General features: G+C 68.9%; 26 protein-coding genes and 1 tRNA gene. 13 read left to right on the forward strand and 14 right to left on the reverse strand.

All coding sequences use genetic code 11. The features are described from left to right. Positions 1 to 148: 148 nt before the first annotated feature. From Q9S36_RS40430 to Q9S36_RS40445, 4 genes are all read right to left on the reverse strand, one after another. Positions 149 to 1,267 (reverse strand): glycosyltransferase, encoded by a 1,119-nt coding sequence (locus tag Q9S36_RS40430; protein ID WP_311290388.1) that lies wholly within the window; start codon positions 1,265 to 1,267, stop codon positions 149 to 151. 31 nt (positions 1,268 to 1,298) lie between these two features. After that, positions 1,299 to 2,423: a glycosyltransferase family 4 protein gene (locus tag Q9S36_RS40435; protein WP_311290389.1), complete on the reverse strand. Its 1,125-nt coding sequence runs from the start codon at positions 2,421 to 2,423 to the stop codon at positions 1,299 to 1,301. 64 nt (positions 2,424 to 2,487) lie between these two features. Next, positions 2,488 to 3,603, reverse strand: coding sequence for a glycosyltransferase (locus tag Q9S36_RS40440; RefSeq protein ID WP_311290390.1), 1,116 nt, complete (start codon positions 3,601 to 3,603; stop codon positions 2,488 to 2,490). A gap of 27 nt (positions 3,604 to 3,630) precedes the next feature. Beyond that, positions 3,631 to 4,683: a glycosyltransferase family 4 protein gene (locus Q9S36_RS40445; protein WP_311290391.1), complete on the reverse strand. Its 1,053-nt coding sequence runs from the start codon at positions 4,681 to 4,683 to the stop codon at positions 3,631 to 3,633. A gap of 92 nt (positions 4,684 to 4,775) precedes the next feature. Between Q9S36_RS40445 and Q9S36_RS40450 the strand changes: the two genes are divergently transcribed. Then, complete coding sequence (locus Q9S36_RS40450) at positions 4,776 to 5,798, forward strand: MauE/DoxX family redox-associated membrane protein (RefSeq protein WP_311290392.1); 1,023 nt, start codon at positions 4,776 to 4,778, stop codon at positions 5,796 to 5,798. A 15-nt stretch (positions 5,799 to 5,813) separates the two neighbouring features. Here the strand turns inward: Q9S36_RS40450 and Q9S36_RS40455 are convergent, their stop codons facing one another. Both Q9S36_RS40455 and Q9S36_RS40460 read right to left on the reverse strand, forming a co-directional pair. Continuing rightward, the gene (locus tag Q9S36_RS40455; RefSeq protein WP_311290393.1) at positions 5,814 to 7,760 is read right to left on the reverse strand and encodes a glycosyltransferase; all 1,947 of its coding nucleotides are present in this window, start codon (positions 7,758 to 7,760) and stop codon (positions 5,814 to 5,816) included. Positions 7,761 to 7,762: 2 nt separating this feature from the next. After that, positions 7,763 to 8,875: a glycosyltransferase family 1 protein gene (locus Q9S36_RS40460; RefSeq protein WP_311290394.1), complete on the reverse strand. Its 1,113-nt coding sequence runs from the start codon at positions 8,873 to 8,875 to the stop codon at positions 7,763 to 7,765. 84 nt (positions 8,876 to 8,959) lie between these two features. Between Q9S36_RS40460 and Q9S36_RS40465 the strand changes: the two genes are divergently transcribed. From Q9S36_RS40465 to Q9S36_RS40480, 4 genes are all read left to right on the forward strand, one after another. Next, positions 8,960 to 9,625, forward strand: a complete 666-nt coding sequence (locus Q9S36_RS40465) for a hypothetical protein (protein WP_311290395.1) — start codon at positions 8,960 to 8,962, stop codon at positions 9,623 to 9,625. A gap of 147 nt (positions 9,626 to 9,772) precedes the next feature. Further along, positions 9,773 to 10,366 carry a hypothetical protein gene (locus Q9S36_RS40470; RefSeq protein ID WP_311290396.1) on the forward strand — a complete coding sequence of 198 codons (594 nt, stop codon included), beginning with the start codon at positions 9,773 to 9,775 and terminating at the stop codon, positions 10,364 to 10,366. Positions 10,367 to 10,545: 179 nt separating this feature from the next. Then, the gene (locus Q9S36_RS40475; protein WP_311290397.1) at positions 10,546 to 11,286 is read left to right on the forward strand and encodes a hypothetical protein; all 741 of its coding nucleotides are present in this window, start codon (positions 10,546 to 10,548) and stop codon (positions 11,284 to 11,286) included. 1 nt (position 11,287) lies between these two features. Further along, entirely contained in the window at positions 11,288 to 12,025 is a 738-nt protein-coding gene (locus Q9S36_RS40480; protein ID WP_311290398.1) for a hypothetical protein, read from the forward strand. A 13-nt stretch (positions 12,026 to 12,038) separates the two neighbouring features. On the opposite strand, the gene Q9S36_RS40485 is transcribed toward Q9S36_RS40480, so the two are convergent. Together Q9S36_RS40485 and Q9S36_RS40490 are read right to left on the reverse strand one after the other, a co-directional pair. Further along, positions 12,039 to 12,269 (reverse strand): helix-turn-helix transcriptional regulator, encoded by a 231-nt coding sequence (locus tag Q9S36_RS40485; protein WP_311290399.1) that lies wholly within the window; start codon positions 12,267 to 12,269, stop codon positions 12,039 to 12,041. Continuing rightward, positions 12,266 to 12,889, reverse strand: coding sequence for a hypothetical protein (locus Q9S36_RS40490; protein ID WP_311290400.1), 624 nt, complete (start codon positions 12,887 to 12,889; stop codon positions 12,266 to 12,268). Before Q9S36_RS40490 ends, Q9S36_RS40485 begins: the two co-directional genes overlap by 4 nt. 213 nt (positions 12,890 to 13,102) lie before the next feature. Here Q9S36_RS40490 and Q9S36_RS40495 point away from each other — a divergent pair, with 213 nt between their 5' ends. The 4 genes from Q9S36_RS40495 (at position 13,103) to Q9S36_RS40510 (ending at position 17,505) form a co-directional block, all read left to right on the forward strand. After that, positions 13,103 to 15,628, forward strand: a complete 2,526-nt coding sequence (locus Q9S36_RS40495; protein ID WP_311290401.1) for an ATP-dependent Clp protease ATP-binding subunit — start codon at positions 13,103 to 13,105, stop codon at positions 15,626 to 15,628. 144 nt (positions 15,629 to 15,772) lie between these two features. Further along, positions 15,773 to 16,276: an amino-acid N-acetyltransferase gene (locus Q9S36_RS40500; RefSeq protein ID WP_311290402.1), complete on the forward strand. Its 504-nt coding sequence runs from the start codon at positions 15,773 to 15,775 to the stop codon at positions 16,274 to 16,276. 49 nt (positions 16,277 to 16,325) lie between these two features. Next, positions 16,326 to 17,063: a hypothetical protein gene (locus Q9S36_RS40505; RefSeq protein WP_311290403.1), complete on the forward strand. Its 738-nt coding sequence runs from the start codon at positions 16,326 to 16,328 to the stop codon at positions 17,061 to 17,063. Between the two features lie 37 nt (positions 17,064 to 17,100). Beyond that, a complete protein-coding gene (locus tag Q9S36_RS40510) occupies positions 17,101 to 17,505 on the forward strand; it encodes a dehydrogenase (RefSeq protein ID WP_311290404.1) in 405 nt (134 codons plus the stop codon). Positions 17,506 to 17,564: 59 nt separating this feature from the next. On the opposite strand, the gene radA is transcribed toward Q9S36_RS40510, so the two are convergent. From radA to Q9S36_RS40540, 6 genes are all read right to left on the reverse strand, one after another. Further along, positions 17,565 to 18,932, reverse strand: coding sequence for a DNA repair protein RadA (radA, locus tag Q9S36_RS40515; RefSeq protein WP_311290405.1), 1,368 nt, complete (start codon positions 18,930 to 18,932; stop codon positions 17,565 to 17,567). 297 nt (positions 18,933 to 19,229) lie between these two features. Then, positions 19,230 to 20,183 carry an L-lactate dehydrogenase gene (locus tag Q9S36_RS40520; RefSeq protein ID WP_311290406.1) on the reverse strand — a complete coding sequence of 318 codons (954 nt, stop codon included), beginning with the start codon at positions 20,181 to 20,183 and terminating at the stop codon, positions 19,230 to 19,232. A 4-nt stretch (positions 20,184 to 20,187) separates the two neighbouring features. Next, the gene (locus Q9S36_RS40525) at positions 20,188 to 20,460 is read right to left on the reverse strand and encodes a hypothetical protein (RefSeq protein WP_311290407.1); all 273 of its coding nucleotides are present in this window, start codon (positions 20,458 to 20,460) and stop codon (positions 20,188 to 20,190) included. 121 nt (positions 20,461 to 20,581) lie between these two features. Continuing rightward, positions 20,582 to 21,232, reverse strand: coding sequence for a response regulator transcription factor (locus Q9S36_RS40530; protein ID WP_311290408.1), 651 nt, complete (start codon positions 21,230 to 21,232; stop codon positions 20,582 to 20,584). Further along, complete coding sequence (locus Q9S36_RS40535) at positions 21,229 to 22,869, reverse strand: GAF domain-containing protein (protein ID WP_311290409.1); 1,641 nt, start codon at positions 22,867 to 22,869, stop codon at positions 21,229 to 21,231. Before Q9S36_RS40535 ends, Q9S36_RS40530 begins: the two co-directional genes overlap by 4 nt. A gap of 70 nt (positions 22,870 to 22,939) precedes the next feature. Then, a complete protein-coding gene (locus Q9S36_RS40540) occupies positions 22,940 to 23,761 on the reverse strand; it encodes a universal stress protein (protein WP_311290410.1) in 822 nt (273 codons plus the stop codon). Positions 23,762 to 23,934: 173 nt separating this feature from the next. Between Q9S36_RS40540 and Q9S36_RS40545 the strand changes: the two genes are divergently transcribed. The 4 genes from Q9S36_RS40545 to Q9S36_RS40560 all read left to right on the forward strand — a co-directional run bounded on the left by Q9S36_RS40545 (position 23,935) and on the right by Q9S36_RS40560 (position 26,183). Beyond that, positions 23,935 to 24,687 (forward strand): SDR family NAD(P)-dependent oxidoreductase, encoded by a 753-nt coding sequence (locus Q9S36_RS40545; protein ID WP_311290411.1) that lies wholly within the window; start codon positions 23,935 to 23,937, stop codon positions 24,685 to 24,687. Then, entirely contained in the window at positions 24,687 to 25,142 is a 456-nt protein-coding gene (locus Q9S36_RS40550) for a pyridoxamine 5'-phosphate oxidase family protein (RefSeq protein WP_311290412.1), read from the forward strand. The genes Q9S36_RS40545 and Q9S36_RS40550 overlap by 1 nt, the downstream gene beginning before the upstream one ends. Positions 25,143 to 25,199: 57 nt before the next feature. Beyond that, positions 25,200 to 25,290 (forward strand) — tRNA-Ser (locus Q9S36_RS40555). Positions 25,291 to 25,529: 239 nt separating this feature from the next. Beyond that, positions 25,530 to 26,183 carry a hypothetical protein gene (locus tag Q9S36_RS40560; RefSeq protein ID WP_311290413.1) on the forward strand — a complete coding sequence of 218 codons (654 nt, stop codon included), beginning with the start codon at positions 25,530 to 25,532 and terminating at the stop codon, positions 26,181 to 26,183. Positions 26,184 to 26,474: the final 291 nt, after the last annotated feature.

The raw sequence follows: 26,474 nt of genomic DNA on the forward strand, positions 1-26,474 counted from the left end.
AGCGACAGTGCTCGCTATCCACCCGGCGGGACGTGCGCCGACGAACGTGAGAAGCCAGCCGAGCTTGGAGAGCAGCGGTCCCTCACGTGTGGTCCGCACAACCGTCCCCTCCGCTGCGCCAAAGGGGCTGACGCATGCTCAGGCGATCCTATCCGCGCTCTCGCGCCACGCGATCCGCGAGGTCCAGATACCGCTGCGCGATCAGCGTCCACGAAAACGCGGTCGCCGACTCGCGCGCACTCTCGCTCCACGGTGCGAGGTCTTCGTCCATGAGTCCTTCCATACGATCACCGATGACATGAGCATCTGCCGGCACGAGGAAACCGGTCTTGCCGTCCGCAATGGTCGCGGCGGCCCCGCCGACGGGTGTGGCGATCACCGGCAGCCCGCATGCGAGAGCCTCGAGGAGCGCGAGGGCGTTCGCCTCATAGGCGCTGGGCAACGCGAAGACGTCCGCGGCATGGAGAAAAGGCAAAACGTCTGGCTGTCGCCCGACGAACAGCACGCGTTCGGCGACACCTGCTCGTTGCGCCTGCCGCCGCGCCGTCTCGATCTGACGACGGTCGCCTCCCACAACGAGCAGGAGCGCGCGCGGTGCGTGCTGCAGAGCTCGCACAAGAAGCGGCAGTCCTTTCCGGTCGAACTCGTGGCCGACGAACGCGAAGACGCGATCCGAGTCCCTCAGCCCGAGGCGCGTGCGCGCGGCGAGGCGCTCCGCTGGGGTCGGCGGTCTGAACCGGTCGAGGTCCACCCCGTTCGGAATGACCACGACAGGCGGGTGCACTCGCCCGAACGCCTTTCGCAGCGCCGCCGCCTCGGTGTCGGCAAGGGCGACGACGACGCGATGCGTGTCGCCGCGATATCGACGGCGGTCGCGAACGTGGGTGAAGATATGCATCGGGTTACGCAGGTAGCGGAAGGCCACCATCCCTCGCGCACGCATCGCGGCGTGCAGCACCCCGTGATTGACGTAGATGTCACCCACCACCGCGTCGTTGTGGCAGATCGACACAGCATCCGGCCGCTCGGCCAGGAATCGCTCGATGAAGCGGGTTCCTTGGATGCTGAAGAGTACGACCCGCTGCATTGTGGCCAGACGCGCCGAGATTGGCCCCCGCGGAGTGATGCTGCGCGGGGGTGAGGTCATCGAGTACGTGATCGTTTCGGTTTCCACACCGAGCTTGCGAAACTCACGGTCGAGATTCCATGCGACCCCCGCGACGCCACTCCCGGGCCCGATGGTTGGCACGATCTGCACGATGCGCACGGGACCTCCTCGAAGTCGTTTCGGCAGAACGCTACGGCACCGACCGGTCTCGCACCTCATTCAAGAGTGCCAGGTACTTCGTCGCGACCGCGCGCCAGTCGTGCCCCGCAACAGTTCGTCGCGCGTCGTCGGCATAGCCGCCCGGATTACGCCGGCCGATCTGCTCCATCCGCCGTCCGAGCTCTTCCGGATCGCGTCCGACCAGGAAGCCGTTGACGCCGTCTTCGATCACCTCCGGCGCACACCCGACCGCAGTGCTGATGACGGGCAGCCCCGACGCAAGCGCCTCCAGGATGACGAGGCCGTAAGGCTCATAGTGACTCGGCAGCACGAGCATGTCCGATGCCGCGAAGAAGAGCTCGAGATCGGTTCGTGGACCCATCAGCAGCACCCTCTGAGCCACGCCGAGTTGCTCAGCCAGGTCGCGCGCCCACGAGATCCACTCGGGGGTTTCGCCGCCGGCGACCAGAAGCAGCACTGTGGGGGCATGGACGAGTGATTCGATCGCGGAATCCAGGCCCTTGCGCCCGAATTCGTGACCCACGAAAAGCGCCACCCGAGCTTCATCGTCCAGCGCGAATGCCGCGCGCGCGGATCGGCGCTCGTCCACCGTCGGAGGCCGGTACACGTCCGGTTCTACGCCGTTGGGGATGACTTCGATCGACGGCTTGATACGGCCGTATGCGCGAAGGAGTGCGACGCGTTCGCTCGGTGAGAGTGCCACGACGACGCGATGTGTGCTGCTGTGGTAGCGGACGAAGTCGCGCATGTACGTGAACGGGTGGGTCGGGTTTTGGATCATGCGAAGCAACCCGTGACCCCGCGAGCGCATGGCTTCGCTGACGACGCCGTGATTGACATAGACGTGTCCGGCGAGCGGCGCACCATGGCAGATGCTGACGCACCGCGGCCGCGCCGCGAGGAAACGGCGGGCCCTCATGGTGCCCACTGTCGAGAACCAGATCGTGCGACGGAACATGGCGAGCGCGCGCAGGTGCCTGTTTCTCGGCCAGGGTCGCTCTCGCCAGCCGGCTGTGCGCAGAGTGAACTGTTCCACCGTGTGCCCCATCGCCCTGAACTGACGTTCCAGGTTGTACGCGACACCTGCGACTCCGCTGCCGGGGCCGATGTGCTGTGCCAACTGGACGACGTGCATGACTCCCAAGGTAGCGATCCGCGGCCGGGGCCGCTGTGAGAGCGGTCGCCGATCGACCCCCGGCTCATGAGGGCATTCGGCTGAGGATGTCGCGCAGATCGGTGGCACGATCCTCCCAGGTGGCCACCCTTGTGTGGGCGCCGACCGGAAATCGAGTCGTCGCCGGAACGACGGAGGCGACCGTTCGAGGAAACTCCGCCCGCGACGCGACACGTACGGGCGGCTCTGCGTCCCGGAAGCCCGCGACGGCGGTAGCGACCACAGGTCGCCCCACCGCGGCGTACTCGTACAGCTTTATCGGGTCGAGACTGTCCGTGAACTCCGTGACGACATGCGGCACGACGAGGGCGTCCGCGTGCTGCAGATAGCCGACGACCTGCTCGTGCGGTCGCCTTCCCAGAAGTGCCACGCCGGCTTCCCGGAGACGTTCGGCGTCCGCGCGGCTCAGAGCGTCGGGTCCGACCAGCACGAGCGTGCCGCGTCCGACAAGCTCGCGCGCAGTCTGCTCGCACAGCTCGATGTCCAGCCGGTCCCGGTGGAGCGTTCCGACGTAAACCGCCGAAACCCGTGGCAAATCATCGGGACGGGCTGCCGGCGTGCGGTACTTGAAGACATCCACGGCGTTGGGGACGAGATGGATCGGGCGCGGTGCCCGTGATGGTGCCTTGCGACGCACGAGTTCGGCCGAGCAGGCGACAACCTCCGCGGCATGCTCGAGCAGCCAGTCTTCTGAGGTGCGAACACGGGCAAGGGAGCTCGGCGTGCGGTCGGCGACCGCCCAGTCGTCCGTGATGTCGTACAGTGTCGGCCAGCGGGAGATGCAGGAGAGGGTTGCTGCGCTCGGATCGTTCGCCCAGAGGAGCGGACGGGTCATCCGGGCTGTCATGGCCGCGTGCATGATCCGGTGAGCCAGACGCTCATCGACGCGAGGGTCGAGTCGCCGCGGCAGGAGCTTCACCGGCCGGTAGCGCAACAGTCGACCATGGAAGCCGGCGACTTCTGAAACCGGGACGCCCCGACCGGCGCGACGGCGAGAGATGAGGTCGTGCAATGGATCTGCGGCGGGCTCGACGAACAGCACGCGCAGAGTCGGGTCGTCTCTGAGGAGTCGCGAAACCAAGTGCTGGTTACGTCGCCATACCGTGTCCCAGGCCTCCAGCGATGCCACGACCAGGTCCATCGCGCCAGCATATGGCTGATGGCTACGTCAGCGGCGTCCGGGCAGCGTCATCGAACGACGGTATACCGCCTCCGTCGCCTCTCGCTGGGCGTCGAGGCTGAACGCGCTCTGCTGGCGTCGTCGCTCCGCGTCTCCCAGGCGATGTCGACCGTCAGAATCGCTCACCAGTTCCCGCAGGCGGCGCGCGGCACCGGCGATATCGTCGACGGGGAAGAGGACGCGGGGGTCCAGATTCGAGAGAGTCTCCCGGTGTCCGCCGGCGTCGGAAGCGACCACCGGCAGTCCCGACGCCATCGCCTCGAGCACCGTCAGCCCGAAGTGCTCGAACTCCGCTGTCGCCAGCAGTAGCCCAGCCGCATCCATCAGGTTCGGAACATCAGTTCGGAACCCCAGGAATGTCACGACATCGGTCAGGCCGAGTTCCGCCGCGGTCGTCTCCAGCAGGAGCCGCTCGACGCCCTCCCCGGCGATCATCAAGCGCCATCCGTCGCGGGCGACACCGGACGCGGCGAACACTTCCATCGCCATCCGGGTTCGCTTCTCGGGTTCAAGCCGTTGGGCGACCAGGACGGTCCGATGTCGCGCGGCGTGATCGACTGCGTCGCGCTTGGGCACTCCCGGATGGACGACTGTGCTCGGACCTTCGATCGCTGCGGCCACCGCTTCGCTGATCGCGATCTCTGCGCTTATCCGGCTGGCGACAACTCGGCCGACAGGCAGCGCGGCCAGGCGGCCCCGTCGGCGCGCGAAGTGTCGTGTCGAGACGAGCGGAGGCGCGTCCCGCAGGCCGGCGAGAGCCACGGATGCGGCGACGTCGGCCGCCGTCATGTGCGAGTTCACGATGTCAGCATCCCCGGCGTGTCGGTGAATCGCTTGCGCGACGGCCCAAGCGCGATCGGCGGTCGCTGTGTGCCTGACACCGGCATCAGCAAGAGGGCGCGCCATACGCGCGGGATCGCCTCCGATGACGTGTACAGTGCTGCCCGCGTCTGCCTGGGCGATCGCCAGACGCAGGACGAGCTGTTCGACTCCGGCAAAGCCATCGGAGCGGATCGCGTGCAGAATTCGCACCGTGCTCACCCCCACTTCTTGCCGACCACGATAGCCGGACGTCGTCATGGCTTTTGGGAGTCCATCGTGCCCGTAGTCGCCTACGTCGATAGCATCGCCATATGCCCGAAGCCCTGGCGATCGCTTTCCCGCTGACGCTCGCGGGCGTGCTCATCGCCAGCGGGGTGAGCAAGTTCCGGGCCGCGGACGACCTGGCCGCGTGGGCTGAGCTCGGGGTGCCTGCACCATTGCGCAGGGAATGGCTGCGCAGACTCCACCCTTGGGGGGAAGTGGCGCTCGGGCTCGCGATCGCTGTGGTCGGTGGCGCGCCGGCTCTGGTCGCCGCGCTGGCTGCGGCCGCCCTGATGGCCGCCTACACATGGCTTGTCGTGCGCGCCGTGCGCGAGGAGAAGGATGCGTCGTGCGCGTGCTTCGGAGCGCGGAAGCGCGTCACAAAGGTCACCATCGTCCGCAACGTGTGGCTGACCGCACTCGCCGTCGTGACTTCGGCGAGCAGCTGGACGACACCCCTCATCGGGGGACCGCTGCGCGAGGCCATTGGAGAAGGACCATGGGTATTCGGACTCGTGGTGGCCGCCATCACGACCGCGCTGATCCTGTGGCCGGAGCGTGGGTTCGAAGTGCCGCCTGCCAACCTGAGGGTCTCAGCGGGAGAGGATGGCGAGGACGGCGACTACGTTCGCACCCGAACACCGGCAGTGCCGGTGACGTTCGCGGACGGGCGCGTTGAGAACCTCCGCACTCTCGCCGCGCGCAAACCGATTCTGCTGCTCTCCGTCTCCCCGACATGTGCGCCGTGCGCGCCGGTCATCGAGAAGGTCGGCTTCTGGCGAGATTTGTTGCCGGAGGTCGACGTGCGCCTTCTTCTCGCGGCCGCACCCGAAGACAGTGCGCTGATCGAGACGGCCGAGCCCCAGTCTCTTCACGATCCGGATGGGTACGCGCGCCAGTCTCTGGATATACCGTCAACCCCGACAGCCGTGCTCCTCGGCGCGGACGGACTGCTCGCAGGCGGCCCGGCGGTCGGTGCAGACGATATCGATGATTTCGTCGCCGATATCTATGAGTCGTTGCACGGGGAGCGACCGCAAACCGCGTCGACGGCAGCGGACCACCACAGCTGATCTCGGGGGTACCGATCATGCGCGTGGGGCGATCCGTGCCTCGACTCGTATCGGCCCCAGCCTGTACAGCGCGGCGCGGCGGCGGGCTTCGTCACGCCGCTCACCCCGCAGGAGTGCGGCGCGCACCATCGAGCCCACCCACACCGCGCTCCGAGCGACCTGCCAGCCGCGCGCCCCGAAGTGCTTGCGAAAGTATCGTTCCTGCGACGCGTGGAAGCGGGCTTCGCGCGATCTCGAGTCCGTGCTCGTGGCGCCACCCTCGTGAACGGCCCACACTCCGCTCGCCACCGCATGGCGCCAGCCGAGTCGGCGCGCGCGGTACGCCCAATCCGTCTCTTCCGCGTAGAGGAAGAAATGTTCATCGAAACCGCCGACGTGGGCAAGCGCCTCCGCCCGCAGAAGAAGCACCGAGCCGATGACGAATGAACCGCCGCCCTCGAACCTGCCGAGTCCGACCGCTTCGAGCCACGCGTTCACAGGTGACGGGAACGGCCACTCCACGCGGGCCGCCCTGCCCGCTCGATCCTTCTGCTCGGGGGCGATGCTCGCCAGGCGCGGGTCTGCATGCAGCGCCGCCTGGAGATCGTGAATCTGAGAGGGAGACACGACCGCGTCGGGGTTCAGCAGAAGGACGTCGGCGCCGGGGCGTTGCCGGTGCCTCAGGCCGATGTTCACTCCCGCGGCGAATCCGGCATTCCTGCCCGGGTCGATGTAGACGGCGCCGCGATCTTCGCACAGCGCCCTGATCTCGGCGGAGGACGAATTGTCGACCACCGTGACAGGGAGTGTCTCCACTGCCTCGAGCGCTGCGCGCAACAGGTCCTGCGCGCCGTAGGCGACGACGATGATCTCCACGGGTCTCGACGCGTCAGCCGAATCGACTCGTGCCGCTGACCGATACAGATCGAGGTAGTGCAGAGCGACCGCGTCCCAAGTGCACTCGGCTGCGCGGGCGATACCTCGTTCACGCAACCTCTGCGCGCTTCCCGTCGCTGCGTGCGCGAGCGCGTACGCGAGGGCGGCGGCATCTCCGTGAGGCACGAGCAGGCCCGCGTCGCCGACGACTTCGGGCAGCGCGCCCGCATCGCTCGAAACGACAGGGACACCGCAAGCCATTGCCTCGATGGCGACGCGGCCGAACTGCTCCGTCCAGCCCGCGCGGGGAATCGAGGGGACCGCGAGAACGTCGATCTCACGGTAGAAGGCGACCACTTCAGACGGGTCCAAGGCGCCGACGAGCTCCACGCGCGCCCGCACGCCCCGCCGAACAGCTTCGTCGCGCACGCGATCGGCGAGGGGACCGCCGCCAGCCATGCGGGCATGAAGTCGCTCGTCGAGCGCCAGAGCATGCACAAGCACGAGCACGCCCTTCTCCTCGACCAGTCGTCCGATGTACCCCACGGTGATCGTCGGGCCAGGAGGGCGAGCAGGACTTGGGGTGAATCGACTCGGATCTATGCCGAGAGGGATGACGCGTGCCTGACCGGGGAAGCCCTTTCGTTCCACGATCCGAGCCGCCTCGGAATTGCACGCCGAGATACCGGACGCGTGTCGGAGAGCCCATCTCTCGAGCTGGCGGAACGGAGTCGGGTATCGCTTGTCGAGATTCTGCGCCGTGTAGAGCACATAAGGTGCGCGGCATCCGCTCAGCCATCGCAGCGCGAGCACCTCGGCGGTGGCCAGCGCGAACGGCTCCTCGTGAATGTCGATGACGTCCGGGTTGCGGCGCAGTGCCCGCCACAGCGGCCGCGGGTCGTAGACGAATAATGCCGGGTGCGTGCCGACGGTTCGCACTCCGGTCACACGCTCACCGGGTTGGGCGTGAGGCGTGACCATCGCGCCGCCCTCGGTCCATTTCTGTGCGCACAGCGTTTCGATATCGAGGCCGAGGTGCTGCAGCGCACGCTCACGACCGCGCCATTCGTCGACGCTGGCACTGTGGGAGATCGCGAGTGCACGCATCGTCATCCCTTTCGTGCCGAGCCCGCGACGATCGCCAGCACCCGTTTTGCCGAGTCGTCCCAAGAATATCGGCTCGCATTCATGGAGCCGTTCTTGATCAGCTGCTCCCTCAACTCGGGCGAGCGACTGACGTGCGCGAGCGCGGAGGTGATGGATGCGGCATCTTCCGGATCGCACCAGACGGCGCTGCTTTCTTGGAGGAGATCGGTGAAGGGACGGCGCCGCGAGACGATGACGGGGGTGCCGACGCTCTGAGCCTCCAGCGGGGGGATTCCGAACCCCTCGTACAGCGAGGGGTAGACGAAGGCCATGGCATTCGCGTACAGCCCCGCGAGTTCGTCATCGGTGACCCTGCCGAGCGCGATGACCCCGGGCCGATCGTCTGCGGTCGCGGTGGGACGGAAGCCTTTCGAGTCGCCCCCGACGATGACAAGGGCGGGTGCATCCACCTGTTCGATTCTGAAACGCGCGTACGCATCCAGGAGCATCGCCGTGTTCTTGTGGCGGGCTGCCGAGCCGACCGCGAGAAAGTAGGCCCGCCCGTCGAGTGGTGGCGTGCGGATTCTGGCGGTCGCGGACCCGAGAGTGCTCACGCCGTTCGGCACGACCGTGATCCGGTCCGGGGGGCAACGGAGGGTCCGGATGATCTCGTCGCGGGAGAAGGTGCTGACGGTGGCTACGTGCGCCGCCCGGCGGATCAGGGTGCCTGCGATGACGCGGTACATCAACCGGAACAGCGGACGATAGCTCTCGGGATGCGTGATGAACGCGACGTCGTGCAAGGTGTACAACTGCTTCCGCCAGAGCAACGGCCCGGTGTTGGCCAGGTCGACGAGCGTGGGAGATCCGAGCGAGCGCAGATACCCCGGAAGACTCACCTGTTCCCACAGATGTCCGCGCAGGCGGCCGACCGGCTCGACGGTCTTTCCCCGTACTCGCGTACCGGGCTCGATATCCGGTGGAGCCACCAGCGTGATGTCGGGGACGCTCTCCACGAGGCGCGCCGTGATCTCGTATGCGAATCTCTCGACACCCGTGACGGGGCGGGTGAGAAAGCGGCAGTTGACGACCAGGCCATCCTCGGACACGTCAATGCTCCAATCGTCATCGGCCACCGAACGGCTGCGTGATGGACATCGGAGGTAGGCTCGCTCGTGAGGCGTGCCGCCCTGGGCGGACCGGGGTTTGGGGGACGACCGATGACCGCCGATTTTAGCCTGCTCATCGTGTGCACCGGCAACGTGCACCGTTCGGCTCTCGCCCACGACCTCCTGGCGACCTGGGCGGGATGGTACCTCCCCGCCGCACTGGCCACGCGAGTGCATGTCGTCAGCGCCGGCACGCGCGCTCCGGTCGGCGTTCCGATGGGCGGCGCGACCCGCCGTATCGCCGCTGAACTCGGCGCGGAAGATCGCGGGCATCGGGCGGCACTTCTCACGGCGGATCTTGTTGAGAGCGCAGACCTCATCCTCGCGTCCGCCCGCGAACACCGCGCGGCTGTGCTCGCACTTTCACCCCGCGTCCTGCGACGCACCTTCACGATCCGGGAGGCCGGTCGCATCGCGACGGCAATGCGACCGGCCGCCGTACACGAGGATGGCGCTGCGCTATCGGGTCGCGCCGCGCGCTCGGCGCCGAGCTCGGTCGCGAGTCTGTGCGCGGCCGTCGTGCGACTTGACGAACTGCGCCCCGATTACCTCGATCCGCTGGCCGATGATGTCATCGACCCCGAAGGCCGCGAACCCGCTGCCGTCGAAGAAATGGTGCGTCAAGAAGTTCCCGCGCTCGTCGAGCTCGCCCGGGTTCTGTGGGGGATGCCGCCCGGTGATGTCGATGCGTACCTGCGCGCCGTGGCTCAGAGCTAAGGAGTCAGGGGGCTCACGAGCCGCGCGCCTCTCGCGCAATCGAATTGTCGATGCGTGCGGCATGCGCTACAATCACACCAGTCGTCGATACCTGGGGATACGGCTTGCATGTGGGGTGCGTAGCCGCACAAGGGGAAGGTTTGCGCCATGAGTTCAATCGAAGAGCCCGGCTCGGACGGCGTCAGCCGTCGAACCGTTGCCAAGGCAATGGCGTGGGCCGTTCCGGCCATCGCGGTCGCCGCGACCGTGCCGCAAGCGGCAGCATCGGCTCCGCCGCCGCCGGTGATCGACTTCGGCGGCGCGTGCGGCAACACGGGGGCACTGCAAAAGGGTTGCGGTTCAGACAAGTCGTTGCAGGTGCCGTTGACGTTGACGAACCCGACTGCCCAGCCGATCGTCTTCCAGATCACGAGCATGACAACCGCCAACGGGACCGATCCCGCGGACGTCACGAACGCGGTCACCCTTTACTCGACGACAGCCTTCGACCCGGACAACATCTGCGCTTCGGTTACTTCCTCAACCTGTTCCGGTGGAGTTGCGAGCATCGTCGTCCCGGCCAACACCGTCGTTCCTCTCAAGTTCTGGATCGTATCCGGGTCACTGCAGAACTCGAGCAGCTTCCTGTCCACGATCAACTGGCGACTTCTGGCGAACAACCCTGTCAACTGCACGGTCTTGTCGACCGGTACGGCGCAGACAGCAAACGCCATCTCGCCGGAGAACTGCACCGACAAGTAGCTCGAAGAGAAACGCTCGTCGGCTTTGCATCATCGCCCTACCGAGCGAGGCCAGAATGCTCCGTGAGTTTCTCACGTCTCCATGACGGGCTGGACCTCCCTAGTCCGACGTCGCGTCCGTGACCGCACCGTGACCGTTTTCCCTGGCGAAGCCCAGACGGCATGCGAAAAAATCGGGGAATGACCCTCGCGCCCCGTCTTCTGGCCCTTCCGGCCGTCGTCCTCCTGTCCGCCGGTGTACTCGCCGGCTGTGCGACGCAGGCCGCGACCGCACCGGAGACCGATCCGACCTCCGGGAGTCCTGCGGGTGGTGACGTCACCGAGGTCGAGGTCGACGCCGCGTGGCTCGATGACGGGCGCATCATCGGTCTCGTGACCTCCGGCAGCTCGACGTGCGTGCCGCCGGCGGACGGCGCGACGCTCGAAGCGGACGGTTCGCTGTCGGTGACCCTCATCGAGCCCGATGCCGATCAGCCCTGCACCCGTGACCTGGTTCCGAGGGTCACGCTCGTCGACGTGCCCGAGGGCGTCGACCCTTCCCAGGACCTCGCGATCAGCGTCACGGGAGACGGCTACATCGGCTCGACCGACCTGGAGGGCGCGGAAGGCCTCACCGGCGGCGGGATGACGGACTATCTGCCGAGCGCCGGGTGGACCGACACCGAGGGTCAGTTCGTGCTCCTGTCCTGGGGGTCGTCGACGTGCGTGCCGGTCGTCTCCGAGGCGACGGCATCCGGCCCCGCGGAGGTGACCGTCACGTTCGAGACGCCGCCCGCCGACCAGGCCTGCACGATGGACATGGCGCCGCGCGCCTCGGTGATCGGGGTCGACGGGCTCGAGGAGGACAGCGACGTCGCGCTCGTCCTCGCGGGCACGCCGGAGTTCGACAACGTCCGCATCACGATCAACGGGGAGAACTGACATGCGCGGTCCGCTTACTCGCCTCACCGCCGCCCTCGGCTTCGTCGTCCTCGCGGGCGGGGTACTCGCCGCGTGTGCCACGACCCCCGGCACGACCGGGACGCCGGAGCCGTCCGAGACCGCGATGCCCGAGGTCCTCGAGCTCGATGCCGCCTGGCTGGACGGCGGGCGCATGGTCGGACTCATCACGCAGGGCTCGTCCACGTGCGTGCCGACCGCGGAGGTCGAGGGGTACGCGGACGGCGTGCTGCGCGTCACGTTCGTCGAGGACACCGAGGGCCCGTGCACCGCGGACTTCGCGCCGCGCGTCTCGCTCGCCCCGGTTCCCGACGATGTCGACGCGTCGGAGAACCTCGTGATCGAGGTGAACGGCGAGGGCTACGGTGGCGAGGTCACCCTCCCCGGTGTCGACGGACTCGTCTTCGAGAGCCCGTCGGAGCAGATGCCGAGTGCGGGCTGGTCGACCGGCGCCGGCACGTTCGTCGTGCTGCTCTGGGGCTCGTCGGGCTGCCCGGAGACCATCACCGCGACCGAGGTCACCGGCGACGCTGCGGTGACGGCATCCTTGTCGGGCATCCCGGCCGACAAGGCGTGCACGGCCGACGTCGTGCCGAACCCGGTCATCGCGGGCGTCGAGGGTCTCGAAGGCGTGGCCGACGTCGAGCTCACTCTCGTCTCGCCCACCGGGCAGTCGTACGTGACCCCGATCCTCGGCGTCGACGGCGCTTCGGCGGACTGACCCGGCGCGGAGTTCAGTCGACCCGCACGAGCAGGTCGCCGATCTCGCACTCGAGCGCCCGGCAGATGGCGGACAGGGTGGAGTAGCGGATCGCCTTCGCCCGGTCGTTCTTGAGCACCGAGAGGTTGACGAGCGAGACTCCGACGATCTCGGACAAGCGCGTCAGCGTCATGCCCCGCTCGGCGAGCAGCTCGTCGAGCCGGCAGTGCACCCCGCTCGGGCCGTCGTCCTCTGCCGGGCTCACACGAGGCCTTCCGTGTCGCGCTGCAGGCGGTCGCCGACCGTGAAGGTCGTCGCCGCGAGCGCACCGACGAACGCGACGATGAAGAGCTGGGGCAGCTCCGCCGTCAGGATCACGTTGTCGAACGTGCGCTCCGAGATCCACGCGAAGGCGCCGTTCGCGCCCATGTTCGCGAAGAACGGTGCGAGCGCCACCCCGAGGAACGTCACGATGCCGGCCGTCGCGACCAGTCGCGTGTTGGTGCGGTTGAACATGCGGCCGCGGAGGATGTTCCACGTCAGGAGCAGCAGGCACGTCACGACGGCGACGACGGATGCCGCCACGACGAGCGGCTCGAGCACGAGCGCGGCGATCGACGCGATCGGCAGCTCCGGAGGCAGCAGGTACGCGGTGTCCAGCTCGACGGCGACGGGAGCGCCGTCCGGCCCGATCGGAACCTCCGCCATCGTCCCCGAGAACTGCGCGAATACGCGCACCGTGCCGCCCGAGAGCACTTCCACGATGCGGATCACGGACTGGACGACGGTGTACACCGCGAATCCTGCGCCGATGACCATGAACATCGCCATCGAAAGGGCATCTCCTCGGGACATGAGGCGGGGCGTATCGGTCTGTGCGGTCATCATCGGCTCCTTATCGATAATCGTTGTTATCGAAAAACGATATGGCGGCGGGATGCCGGTGTCAAGCGCACCGGGGCGGACGGGCGCCGGGTGCGCTCCGTGCGTGAGCCGCTATGCCGAGGGCGAACACCGGCATGCGGCATCCCCCCGCTCGTTAGCCTCTATGTACAGCGCCCGCAGTGGGCCTATCGCCCCGAGCCGGAGGGAAGAGCGATGTTCGAGAGATTCACCGACCGAGCCCGTCGTGTGGTCGTCCTCGCCCAAGAAGAGGCGAAGATGCTCAACCACAACTACATCGGCACCGAGCACATCCTGCTCGGCCTCATCCACGAGGGCGAGGGTGTCGCCGCCAAGGCCCTGGAGTCCCTGGGCATCTCGCTCGACGCCGTGCGCGAGCAGGTGCAGGACATCATCGGCCAGGGTCAGCAGCAGCCGACCGGCCACATCCCCTTCACGCCACGCGCCAAGAAGGTGCTCGAGCTGAGCCTGCGCGAAGCGCTGCAGCTCGGACACAACTACATCGGCACCGAGCACATCCTCCTCGGCCTCATCCGCGAGGGCGAGGGCGTCGCCGCTCAGGTGCTGGTCAAGCTCGGCGCCGACCTCAACAAGGTGCGCCAGCAGGTCATCCAGCTGCTCTCGGGCTACCAGGGCAAGGAGCCCGCCGCGGTCTCGGGCGCCGCGAACGAGTCCCAGACGTCCGCGCAGGGCGGCTCGCAGGTGCTCGACCAGTTCGGCCGGAACCTGACGCAGGCCGCGCGCGACAACAAGCTCGACCCCGTCATCGGGCGCGAGAAGGAGATCGAGCGCGTGATGCAGATCCTCTCGCGCCGCTCGAAGAACAACCCCGTCCTCATCGGCGAGCCCGGCGTCGGCAAGACCGCCGTCGTCGAGGGCCTCGCGCAGGCCATCGTCAAGGGCGATGTGCCCGAGACGCTCAAGGACAAGCAGCTCTACTCGCTCGACCTCGGCTCGCTCATCGCCGGCTCCCGCTACCGCGGTGACTTCGAAGAGCGGCTCAAGAAGGTCACGAAGGAGATCCGCACGCGCGGCGACATCATCGTCTTCATCGACGAGATCCACACCCTCGTGGGTGCCGGCGCCGCCGAGGGCGCGATCGACGCCGCCTCGATCCTCAAGCCGCTGCTCGCACGTGGCGAGCTCCAGACGATCGGCGCGACGACCCTCGACGAGTACCGCAAGCACTTCGAGAAGGATGCCGCTCTCGAGCGCCGCTTCCAGCCGATCCAGGTCGCCGAGCCGAGCCTCCCGCACGCGATCAACATCCTGAAGGGGCTGCGCGACCGGTACGAGGCCCACCACAAGGTGCAGATCACCGACGGCGCGATCGTCGCTGCGGCGAACCTGGCCGACCGGTACATCTCGGACCGCTTCCTGCCCGACAAGGCGATCGACCTGATCGACGAGGCCGGCGCCCGCCTGCGCCTGTCGATCCTGTCCAGCCCGCCCGAGCTGCGCGAGTTCGACGACAAGATCGCCAAGGTCCGCGAAGACAAGGAGCGCGCGAGCGAAGACCAGGACTTCGAGAAGGCCGCGTCGCTGCGCGACGAGGAGAAGTCGCTGCTCGCCGAGCGCCTGCGCCTCGAGAAGCAGTGGCGATCCGGTGACGTCGCGACCCATGCGGTCGTCGACGAAGGACTGATCGCCGAGGTGCTCGCCCAGGCCACCGGCATCCCGGTCTTCAAGCTGACCGAAGAGGAGTCGAGCCGTCTCGTCTTCATGGAGAAGGCGCTGCACCAGCGCGTCATCGGCCAGGAGGAGGCGATCTCGGCGCTGTCGAAGACGATCCGCCGCCAGCGCGCGGGTCTGAAGGACCCCAAGCGCCCGTCGGGCTCGTTCATCTTCGCCGGTCCGACCGGTGTCGGAAAGACCGAGCTCGCCAAGGCCCTCGCGGAATTCCTGTTCGACGACGAGGGTGCGCTGATCTCCCTCGACATGTCGGAGTTCGGCGAGAAGCACACCGTCTCGCGGCTGTTCGGTGCCCCTCCCGGGTTCGTCGGCTTCGAAGAGGGCGGCCAGCTCACCGAGAAGGTGCGGCGCAAGCCGTTCTCGGTCGTGCTCTTCGACGAGATCGAGAAGGCCCACCCCGACATCTTCAACTCGCTGCTGCAGATCCTCGAAGAGGGTCGACTGACCGACGGTCAGGGCCGCGTGGTCGACTTCAAGAACACGGTCATCATCATGACCACCAACCTCGGCGCGCGCGACATCGCGGGCGGCCCGGTCGGGTTCCAGGTCGAGGGTGACACCGCGACGTCGTACGACCGGATGAAGGGCAAGGTCAACGAAGAGCTCAAGCGTCACTTCAAGCCCGAGTTCCTCAACCGCGTCGACGACATCATCGTGTTCCCGCAGCTGAGCAAGCCCGAGCTGGTGCAGATCGTGGATCTGTTCACCAAGCGCCTGGCAGAGCGCCTGCTCGACCGCGACATGACGATCGAGCTGAGCCTGCCCGCCAAGGAGCGGCTCATCGAGATCGGGTTCGACCCGGCCCTCGGCGCTCGCCCGCTGCGTCGCGCGATGCAGCACGAGATCGAGGACCGTCTGTCCGAGAAGATCCTGCACGGCGAGCTGGACGCCGGCGACCACGTCAAGGTGGACGCCGAGAACGGCCAGTTCGTGTTCGAGCACGGTCCTCGCGGCGAGAAGGTCGCGGTCGGCGTGGTCGGCGGCGGCGAGATCACCGCCAGCCCCGACCTGGCGATCACCTCGGACTGAGTCCTCGCGACAGAGTCCTCGCAAAAGAGTTCGATAAAAGACGACAGAGCGGATGCCGCAGCACGGGTTGCTGCGGCATCCGCTCTTCGTCGTGGTCGGACCGGTGCGACGGGATTGCCCGGCCTGCGGTCGTAGTCTTGAGCGATGAGCGACTTCCAGGTGCGCACCGCGCGCGCCGCCGACGTCCGCGGCATCCAGCAGATGCTCGAGCCGTACGTCCAGCGGCGCATCCTGCTCGGCAAGGACCTCGTCGTGCTCTACGAAGCCGTGCAGCAGTTCGTCGTCGCCGAAGATGCCACGGGACAGCTGATCGGTTGCGGCGCCCTGCACGTCATGTGGGAGGACCTCGGCGAGATCCGCACCCTCATCGTCTCGGATGCGTGGCTCCACCACGGCGTCGGCCGGGCCATCGTGGAGCGGCTCGAAGACAACGCCCGTGCCCTCGGGCTCACGCGGCTGTTCTGCCTCACGTTCGAGGTGGAGTTCTTCACCCGCCGCGGGTTCAAGCCCATCGGCGAGCAGGTGGTCGACCCCGACGTGTACTCGCAGCTCATCCGCAGCCCCGACGAGGGCGTCGCCGAGTTCCTCGACCTGGCTCACGTGAAGCCGAACACCCTCGGCAACACGCGCATGCTGAAGACGCTCTGACCGCGTGCCGCCCCCGGGTCCCGCCGAAGCGCGACGTACCCTGAGTGGCATGAGCGGCACTCCTCGGCGACGGCATTCCCCGGCGGTCTACCGCCGGCGGCGCCTGCTGTTCGTCGTCGTGCTGCTCGCGATCGTGCTCGGCATCTGGCTGCTGATCGCCCAGCCGTGGCGCGGCGCCGCCGCCGAGACCGATGGCCCCACCGTCACCGGGCCCTCGCTGCTGGACGTCGCCACCTCGCTGCCGATCCCACAGGGCGGCACCGGGACGGCTGAGGGCCAGGCCGCGGATGATGGGGTCGAGAGCGGCGCAGACGACGGCGAGACGGATGCCGCGACCGACGCCGAGGCCACCCCGTCCCCGGTGGCCGAGCCCGTCGCCGAGCCGTGCGCCGCGCGGGACATCACGGTGGAGGCGGTTGCGGACAAGGGCGCCTATCCCACCGGCGAGAACCCGCAGCTGTCGATCCGGCTGACCAACGACGGCGTGGACGACTGCATCATCAACGTCGGAACCACGACCCAGGTGTTCACGATCACCAGCGGCGAAGACACCTGGTGGCGGTCGACCGACTGTCAGGACGACCCCAGTGACATGTTCGTCACCCTCGCTGCGGGGCAGAGCGTCGAGAGCGCCGAACCGCTGGAGTGGGACCGCACGCGCTCGTCGGTGGATTCCTGCGGCCGCGGCGACCGTGCCCGTGCCCCCGGCAGCGGCTCGACGTACTGGCTCGAGGTCGAGATCGCCGGCATCCCCGCGATCGAGGCCATCTCGTTCCAGCTGTACTGAGCTCGGCGGGCGCGATCGCGCGGACTACCCTTGACGGATGGCCGGAAAGAAGCGCGCGAAGAAGGAACAGCTCGAGTTCCGCAACACCCAGCTGATTGACGCGCTGCAGACCCAGGACATGGCCGCGGTCGCGTTCGCACTGCGCCACGGGCCGACCGTCGTGCCCCTCATGCGGCCCGGTCAGCGCGACAACCCGCTCGACGTCGGCGAGGTGTGGACCTACCGCGATCCGAAGACCGGCGACATCGCGCTGCTGCTCTTCAGCGATGCCGCGCACAAGCCCGCCTCGCTTCCGCCCGGCGTCGCGCTGCAGTCGCCGGCATGGCTGCGGGCGTTCCTCGGAGCCCACGAGTCCGAGATCACCACGGTCTTCTTCGACATCGCCGGCCCGCATCCGCTGCAGGCGACACCCACCGACCTGATCGCCGCGCTCGACGCCTGATCCGGGCTGTCGCGGCCGGGCGGGCCGCGGCCGGCCGGGCCCGGCGTGCCCCGGCCGGGTCAGAAGTCGGGGATGTGCTCGTCGCGGCCGGGCCGCAGCCGTGTGCGCACGTCCTCGAGCGCTCCGCGGAGCGTGTTCGACCGGTTGTCGATGACGTCGGTGTAGCCGAGGCGCGCGGCCTCGGTGCGCCGCTGTGCGGCCTGGGTCACCGGGCGCACCTCTCCGGCCAGGCTCAGCTCCCCGACCGCGGCGAGAGTGCGGGGGGTGGCGGAGTTGCGCACGGCCCCGGCGACGGCGACCGCGATCGCCAGATCGGCGGCTGGCTCGGTGAACCGCACGCCGCCGACCGTCGAGACGTAGACGTCCTGATCGCTCGTGACGACGCCGGCCTTCTTCTCGAGGACGGCGAGCACCATCGCAACCCGGGCGGAGTCCACGCCGTTGACGATGCGCCGCGGGTTGGGGGCGGACGTCTTGATGGTGAGCGCCTGCACCTCGACCGGCATCGCCCGGCGCCCCTCGAGGGCGATGGCCACACATGTGCCGGGCTCGGCGACGCCGTGTCCGAGGAACAAGGCGCTCGGATCGGGGACCTCGGCGATCCCCGCGCCGGTCATGTCGAAGCATCCGACCTCGTCCGTCGGGCCGAAGCGGTTCTTGAGGGCGCGGACGAATCGCAGCGACGTCTGCCGGTCGCCTTCGAAGTGGCAGACGACGTCGACGAGGTGCTCGAGGATGCGGGGGCCCGCGATGGAGCCGTCCTTCGTGACGTGGCCGACGATGATCACCGGAAGGCCGCGCTCCTTCGCGACGCGGATGAGCGTCGAGGCGACTTCGCGCACCTGCGAGGGGTGTCCGGCCATGCCGTCCGACAGCGACGAGGCGACGGTCTGCACCGAGTCCACGATCAGCAGTTCGGGGGCGACTTCGTCGACATGGCCGAGGATCGTGGCGAGGTCGGTCTCGCTCGCGAGATAGAGCTCGTCGTGCAGGGCGCCGGTGCGCTCGGCCCGCAGCCGCACCTGCGCGGTGGACTCCTCGGCGCTGGCGTAGAGCACGCGACGCCCGGCCTTCGCGGACTGCGCCGCGACCTCGAGCAGCAGGGTCGACTTGCCGACGCCGGGTTCGCCCGAGAGCAGGATCGCCGCCCCCGGCACCACGCCACCGCCGAGCACGCGGTCGAACTCCCCGACGCCGCTGGTGCGCCGCGGGGCGTCGGCGGTGTCGATGCTCGTGATCGGTCGTGCCGCGCGGCCAACGCCGGGTGCTACCGGCGTCACCGCCCGCAAGAGTCCCGTGGGCTCGGCCGCCTCGACCACCGTTCCCCACTGCTGGCACTCGCCGCAGCGCCCGACCCACTTGATCGTCGTCCAGCCGCACTCGGTGCAGCGGTACGGCGCCGTCGTCGACGCGCGTTTGGATGCCATGCGCTCCAGCGTAGGCGCGCCACCCGACACCCCGGCATCCCAGATCACGTGTTTTGGCACCCGACGTGCGGGGCGTGGCGTCCGGATCACGTGTTGCCGCCGAGCGCACCCGTTGTGAGCGCACGGGGCTGGTGTCCTCGGTGAGACCACGTGATCCGGACGAGCACTCGTCCGTCCAGCCGTCCAGACCACGTGAACAGGACGAGCCCTCGCGCGTCCAGCCGACCAGACCACGCGACCCGGACGCCGAGAGCCGCAGGCAGGGCCGGGATGCCGCGACGCGCCGTCCGCGCGGGGTCAGCCTCGCAGCGAGGCGGCGACGTCGCGCAGGGCGTCGGCCGAGCGGTGCAGCAGCGCGAGCTCCTGTTCGGAGAACGTGGTCTGGCCGATCGGGTGGGCGCCCTTGGCGTTGACGATGGAGGGGACCGACAGCGCGACCCCGTCGACGCCGTGGTAGTCGTGGAGAACCGGCGAGACCGGGAGTACCGCGTTCTGGTCGCCGAGGATCGCCTCGACGATGCGCGCGCTGGAGAGCCCGATGGCGTAGTTGGTCGCACCCTTGCCCTGGATGACCTTGTACGCGGCATCCCGCACATCCACGGCGATCTGGTCCAGCTCCTCCACCGTCATGCGGTCGCCCTTCGGGGTGACCCAGTCGAGGATCGGCACGGTGCCGATCGTCGCGTGCGACCACAGCGGGAACTCGGTGTCGCCGTGCTCGCCGACGATGTACGCGTGGACGCTCGAGGTCGAGACGCCGGCGCGCTCGCCGAGCTTCCACCGCAGACGCGACGTGTCGAGCACGGTGCCGGACGCGAAGATCCGCTCGGGCGGCAGGCCGGTCTCCTCCTGCGCCAACACGGTCAGCACGTCGCACGGGTTGGTGACGATGACGTAGATCGCGTTCGGAGCCGCCTCGAGCAGCTGCGGCATCATCTTCCGCATGATGCCGGCGTTCACTCCGGCGAGCTCGGTGCGGGTCTGGCCCGGATTCTGCTTCGCCCCGGCGGTGATGACCACGACGTGCGAGCCCTCGACCACCGAGATGTCGCTGCCGCCGATGATGTCGCTCGACCCGGTGAACTGCGTGCCGTGCGCGAGGTCGAGCACTTCGGCATCGACCTTCTGCGTGGCGATGTCGTAGAGGGCGACGTGGCGGGCCGAACCCCGGATGAGCGCGGCGTACGCGACGCTCGAGCCGACGCTGCCGGCTCCGACGACGGTGACTTTCGAGTTCTCGATGACGGTCATGCGCTCAGTCTGCCAGGGCGCGCGAGTGCTCGCCGAGCGGCATCCGATCTCGGCGGAGCACTCCCAGCAGCAGCAGGACGAGACCCACCTCGGTCAGTCCGGCGACGAAGTAGACCGCCTGCAGGAAGCTGAACGGGATGTAGATCATCTGCACGAAGATCCAGACGAGCGCGGCATAGCCGGCGGCGGTCGCGGCGAGCACCGCCCACACATGGCGGCGCAGCACCATGACGAACGCGACCGCATGGATGCCGCCCAGCACCGCTCCGAGTGACACCGGCAGTGGCCGCGCAAACAGGGCGAAAGTCCCTCGGTCCCGGGCCGGGCCAGGGCGCGCGAGTGCTCGCCGAGCGGCATCCGGTTCGGCGTTCGGCCGACGAGGCCACCGGCCTCCCGGCTCAGCGGGGGTCGTGGCGGTGCTCGGCGCCGTAGACGGCGGCCTGGGTGCGCCGTTCCATGCCGAGCTTCGACAGCAGTCCGCTGACGTAGTTCTTGACGGTCTTCTCGGCCAGCCCGAGGCGTTCGCCGATCTCGCGGTTCGTCATCCCCTCGGCGATGAGGCCGAGCACCTGCCGCTCGCGGTACGACAGTCCCGCGTCGTCGTGCACACCGGCCGCCGGTTCGGGGGCGCGCGGGACGAGCGACTGGGCCGCTGCGCGCAGCGAGCGGGACGACTGCACGGTCTTTCCGGACGCGGCGGCGCGGATGGCGTCGAGCAGCTGACCGCTGCGGACGTCCTTCAGCACGTACCCGCTCGCGCCGGCCAGGGCCGCGGTGCGCAACGCGGCATCGTCGTCGTAGGCCGTGAGGATGAGGCAGGCGATATGCGGATGCCGCGACCTGACCTCGCGGCAGAGGTCGATGCCGTCTCCGTCGGGCAGGCGAACGTCCAGCACCGCGACGTCGGGGGCGACGGCCTCGATGCGCCGGAGGGCCTCGCTGACCGACCCGGCTTCGCCGGCGACCTCGAGGTCGGGCGAGGCGTCGATCAGCTGGGCGATGCCGCGGCGGACGATCTCGTGGTCGTCCACCAGGAACACACGGGTCATGCGGAGTCCTCTTCGTCGGGGAGCGGAACGGACCAGGTGACGGTGGTGCCGGCATCCGCACCCGGTTCGGAGCGCGGGGAGTCGATGCGGCACTCCCCACCGCGCAGCCGTGCCCGCTCGGCGAGGTTGGCCAGCCCCCGGTGCACGGCGCCGGGCGGCATGCCGCGGCCGTCGTCGGTGACGGTGAGCGTGACCCGTTCGTCATCGACGGTCACCGCCGCATCGACCACGCGCGCGTCGGCATGCTTGACGATGTTCGTGAGGCATTCGCGCAGCACGGCGGCGAGGTCATCGGCGAGATCGGCCGAGACGAGACTGTCGACCGGGCCCGAGAACCGCAGGCGCGGTGCCGATGGGAGTCCGGCCATCGTCGCCGACGTCACCGCCAGCAGCCGGTCGCGCGTGCCGCGCACGGCCGAGGTGTCGCTGCCCAGGGCGTAGATGACGGTGCGGATCTCCTTGATCGCGTCGTCGAGGGTGTCGATCTGCTCGCTGAGGGCGGCCGCGGTCGCCGGGGCGGTCGACGAGGCGATGGCCTGCAGAGACAGCCCCGCACCGAACAGGCGCTGGATGACGTGGTCGTGCAGGTCGCGCGCGATGCGGGCGCGGTCCTGCGCGAGCTCGATGCGGCGTCGGTCGTCGCGCCCGCGCACCACCTCGATCGCGACGCCCGCCTGGCCGGCGAAGACGAAGGCCATCTCGAGTTCGGCGTCCGTGAAGGGACGGGCTCCCGGGCGCCGCGCGATGCTCAGCACACCGAGCGGCTCGGGCCCGGCCATGAGCGGCACCGACACCACGGGGCCGAGCGCCGGCTGCTCGGGGAAGAGCTGCCCGGCAGCCTGCTCGGGGATGCTCACCGCGCGCCCCGACTCCAGTGCCCGGGCACCCGGAGTCCCGTGCCGCGGCAGCGATCGTCCGCGCAGGCCCGCCGCCGCGGCGCCCCACGCGGCGAGGATCTTGAGCTCGTCGTCGCCCGAGGGCACCGACACCGTCGCGACGTCGGCCTGGACGAGGGGTGCCACCCGTTCCACGATCACGTCGAGGGCGTCGTCGCTGTCGATGTCGAGCAGGGCGCCCATGACGTCGGCGAGCGCCGCGCTCCACTGCTGGCGCGTCCGCGCCTGCTCGTAGAGGCGCGCGTTCTCGATCGCCACGCCCGCCGTCGCCGCGAGCGACACCATCAGCGCCTCGTCATCCGCCGTGAACACGCCGGTTGCGGCATCCGTGAGGTAGAGGTCGCCGTACACGGCGTCGCGGACGCGGATCGGCACACCCAGGAACGAATCCATCGGCGGATGATGCGCGGGGAACCCGACCGAGCGAGGGTCGTCCGACAGGTGCGGAAGCCGCACCGGTCCGTGCGCGGCGATCACCGCGCCGAGGATGCCGTGGCCGCGGGGCAGATCGCCGATGCGGCGCGCGGCCGCTGGCGCGATGCCGCGGTGGATGAAGCGTTCGAGCATGCCGTCGGCGCCGAGCACCCCGAGCGCGCCGTAGCGGGCGTCGACAAGTGACATCGCCGTTTCGACGATGCGCCCGAGCACCTCTTCGAGATCGAGATGCTCGACCACGGCCGTGCTCGCGCGCAGCAGGTCGTCGAACCTGCGCTGGGGCACGGCTTCGTCAGCGATGGCCATGGGCGCCTCCCGTCTGCCGCGAGTCTAGCCAGACGGGGCGACGCCGCCACGGGGATGCCGGGACGGCCGGTCACCGCTCGTTCGAGACGATCATCATCGGGCACGTGACCTGGCCGAGGACGTCCTGTGCCACCGATCCGAGCAGGCCGCCGGTGAGCACACCGCGCCGATGCGTGCCGATGACCAGCAGCGAGGTCGCGTCGGCGCGATGCAGGAGCGCCGCAGCCGGGTTGTCGGCCACGAGCATCTCCTCCATATCGAGGTCGGGGTAGGACCGCTGCACGCGGTGGACGGCGTCGCGAAGGATCTTGCGGTGCCCCTCCTTCACCTGCAGCGGCGAGGCCAGCAGTGCTGCGGCGCCCTCGAGCGTCGGCGTCGGCATCGACCACGCGTGCACCATGCGAAGCGGAACACCGGATGCCGCAGCCTCGGCCGCGGCGACCATGATCGCCTCGTCCGAGGACGGGTCGTCGTCGACGCCCACCGTCACCGGCTGGTCGTTCGCGCTCCAGTCCTGAGGCACCAGGCACACGGGTGAATGAGCGCGCGCACTGAGGCGCTGCGGCATCCATCCCCGAAGGGCATCGCGGACCGGACGAGCCCGGTGCATGCCGATGACCAGCAGGTCGGCGGTGCGGGCGTCTTCGACGAGGGTGTTCGGCATCTTGCCGTCGACGCGGTGCGACTCGACCAGGACGCCGGGCGCCAGGTCGTGCAGCAGCTTCTCGGCGCGATGCAGCTCGCGGTCGGCGTGCTCGTAGTTCGTCGTCACCATGTTGGTCACGGTGATGAGGTCGACGCGAGCGCCCTCGCGTGCCGCGCGCAGCGCGACCCAGTCCAGCGCGGTGCGTGCCGCGTCGCTGCCGTCGTAGCCGAGGGCGATGTGGGTCATGACTGCTCCTTCCGGGTCGAGGCTGTGGACGTGCGTCGAGCTTCGGTGATCCGACGCTACGTGGGCAGCCGGGTGACGGTGAGGGCCGAAGGTCCCGGCCGGACAGCGGGACCTTCGACCCTGCTCGGCCTGCGCGAGGCGGGATGGGATGGGGGGAGGAGAAAGGACGTGCCATGAACGTCGCAGTGGACCGATTCGCAGGACGCACCGTCATCGTCACCGGAGGCGGCTCGGGGATCGGTCTCGCCACCGTCGAGCGGATCGTCGCCGAAGGGGGCCGCGTCGTCGCCGTCGACATCTCGGCCGAGCGGCTCGACGCGCTCGCCGCATCTCTGGGCGACGCCGTCATTCCCGTCGCGGGCGACCTCACCGATCCCGCGGTCGTCGACCGCGCGGTCGCGGCCGCCGGCGCCACCATCGACGGGCTCGTCAACAACGCGGGGATCATGGACGGCTTCGAGCCGACCGCCGAGATCACAGATGAGACGTGGGCGCGCGTCATGGCCGTCAACGTCACGGCGGTGATGACCCTCACCCGAGCCGTGCTGGTGCGGATGCTGGAGCACGGCCGCGGGTCGATCGTGAACGTCAGTTCGGAAGCCGGCCAGCGCGGCTCCGCCGCAGGCACCCCGTATACGACGTCGAAGCACGCCGTGAACGGGTTCACCCTCAGCACCGCGTTCTTCTATACGCCGAAGGGCATCCGCTGCAACGCGGTCGCGCCGGGGCCGGTGCAGACCAACATCGAGGCGCCGTTCCACTCGCAGTGGGCGGGGGAGCGGCTGGGTCCGCTCTTCCAGAGCAACATCCCGCCCGTCGCCCAGCCCGACCAGCTCGCCGCCGCCGTCACGTGGCTGCTCAGTGACGAGTCGTCGAACGTCTCGGGAGCCATCCTTCCCGTCGACGGCGGGTGGGCGGCGATCTGATGAACGACGCCATCGGCCCCGCACCCGAACGCCAGGCGCTCGCCGCGCACAGTGTCGAGTCCCTGCGGGAAGAGGACTGCTGGAGTCTGCTCGGAGCGCGGGGCATTGGCCGGCTCGCCTCGATCGGGGCCGACGGCGGGCCCGACATCTTTCCCGTGAACACGCTCCTCCACGAGCGGAAGGTCTACTTCCGCTCCGGGCCGGGGATGAAGCTCGTACAGGTGACCGCCGAGCCCCGGGTGGCGGTGGAGTTCGACGGCGGCGAGCCGCCGTGGCGGTGGAGCGTGGTGATCCGCGGCACGGCGCGTCGGCTCGACAGGGACGACGAGATCGAGGCATCCGGGGTGGCCGACCTCGTCTCCCTGTCTCCGACGCCGAAGGACGACTTCGTGTGCGTCGAACCCTCGGCGGTGAGCGGGCGGCGCTTCCGCACCGACTATCCCTCGAAGGGGTGAGGATGCTGCCGGGGCCGCGATTCGCGGCATCCGTCGAGGTGTCGTAAACTAGTCGGCGGTGACGTGTCCGAGCGGCCGAAGGTGCAACTCTCGAAAAGTTGTGTAGGGTAACCCCCTACCGTGGGTTCAAATCCCACCGTCACCGCCATCGTCGAAGCCCCGCGATCCCTTGTAAACACTGGGATCGCGGGGCTTTCTTAGTGCCCGGATACGCCAGGTGTGAACAAAACGTGAACAAGCGCTCCTGGATCCGCACGACCGCAGGGCTCTTCAAGGGGGCAGCCCGAGCGCCGAGCGTGCCCGGCTGCGCGGTCGGGCACACTAGCGCCGGCTGTGCTCTATAGGAGCCCTGGGCCGAGTGCGGGCGGCTCGCGGAACGCAGGAGGCGTGACTGCCGTGTTCTCGGGCATCGACGCGCTCGCGTCGGGTGGAGATCAACTCGTCACCGGAGTCGACGAGCTCGCCACCGGAGGCGATCAGCTCGCCGACGGAGCCACACAGCTCGCCGTCGGTGGCACCGCGCTCGCCGCCGGCGTGGGCGCGCTCGCATCGGGTGGAGATCAGTTGGTCGGCGGAATGGGACAGCTCGCCGACGGCGGCGATGCGCTCTCCAGCGGCGTCGGCCAGCTGGCCTCGGGCGGTGATCAGCTCGCCGACGGTATGGGTCAGCTTGCTTCTGGTGGAGATCAGCTTCACGCCGGGACCATCCAGCTCGCCGATGGTGGCGACGCCCTCGCCTCCGGCGTAGAGCAGCTCGCCGACGGGACCACAGCGCTCGCGGATGGCGCGACCCAGTTTTCCGATGGCATGGCGGAATACGGAGACGGATCCGAGCAGTTCACGGCAGGCACCGCGATGCTCGCGGCGTCGATGGAGCCGCTGACCCCCGGCCAAGGTGGCTTGACGGCCGGTGCCGCCCTGGTGATCGTCGCACTGCTGCTGCTGGCTATCTGGGCTATCCGCCGGATGGTGTGGCTGCGCCGGTACCGTGAGTCAGCGCAGGCTGCGGAGCCGGTGGACGTCTCCAGCCTGCTGGCATAACTCGCGCATGGGTCTGGGTCGAAGAATCAACTTCGACCCGGATCCATGTAGGTTTCGATCGATTCTTGTTAGGGCCGCCGAGCATCGGAGGCTGAAGTCCCGGAGGATGTCAGTATGGGCTTTCTCGTCCGACAGGTGGTGTTCGCCGCGGTGAGCCCGGAGGCCGCCGCTGGTGCTCTGGACCATGGGCCCGCGACCGGCATCGTGTGCGATCCGGGTCCGGTCGGGCTCTGCAACCTGGAAGCCATTCTCACGAAGCGCCCGCTGAAGGCAGTCCGCATCGAGAAGCCG

Source organism: Microbacterium sp. ARD31 (genome assembly GCF_031844425.1).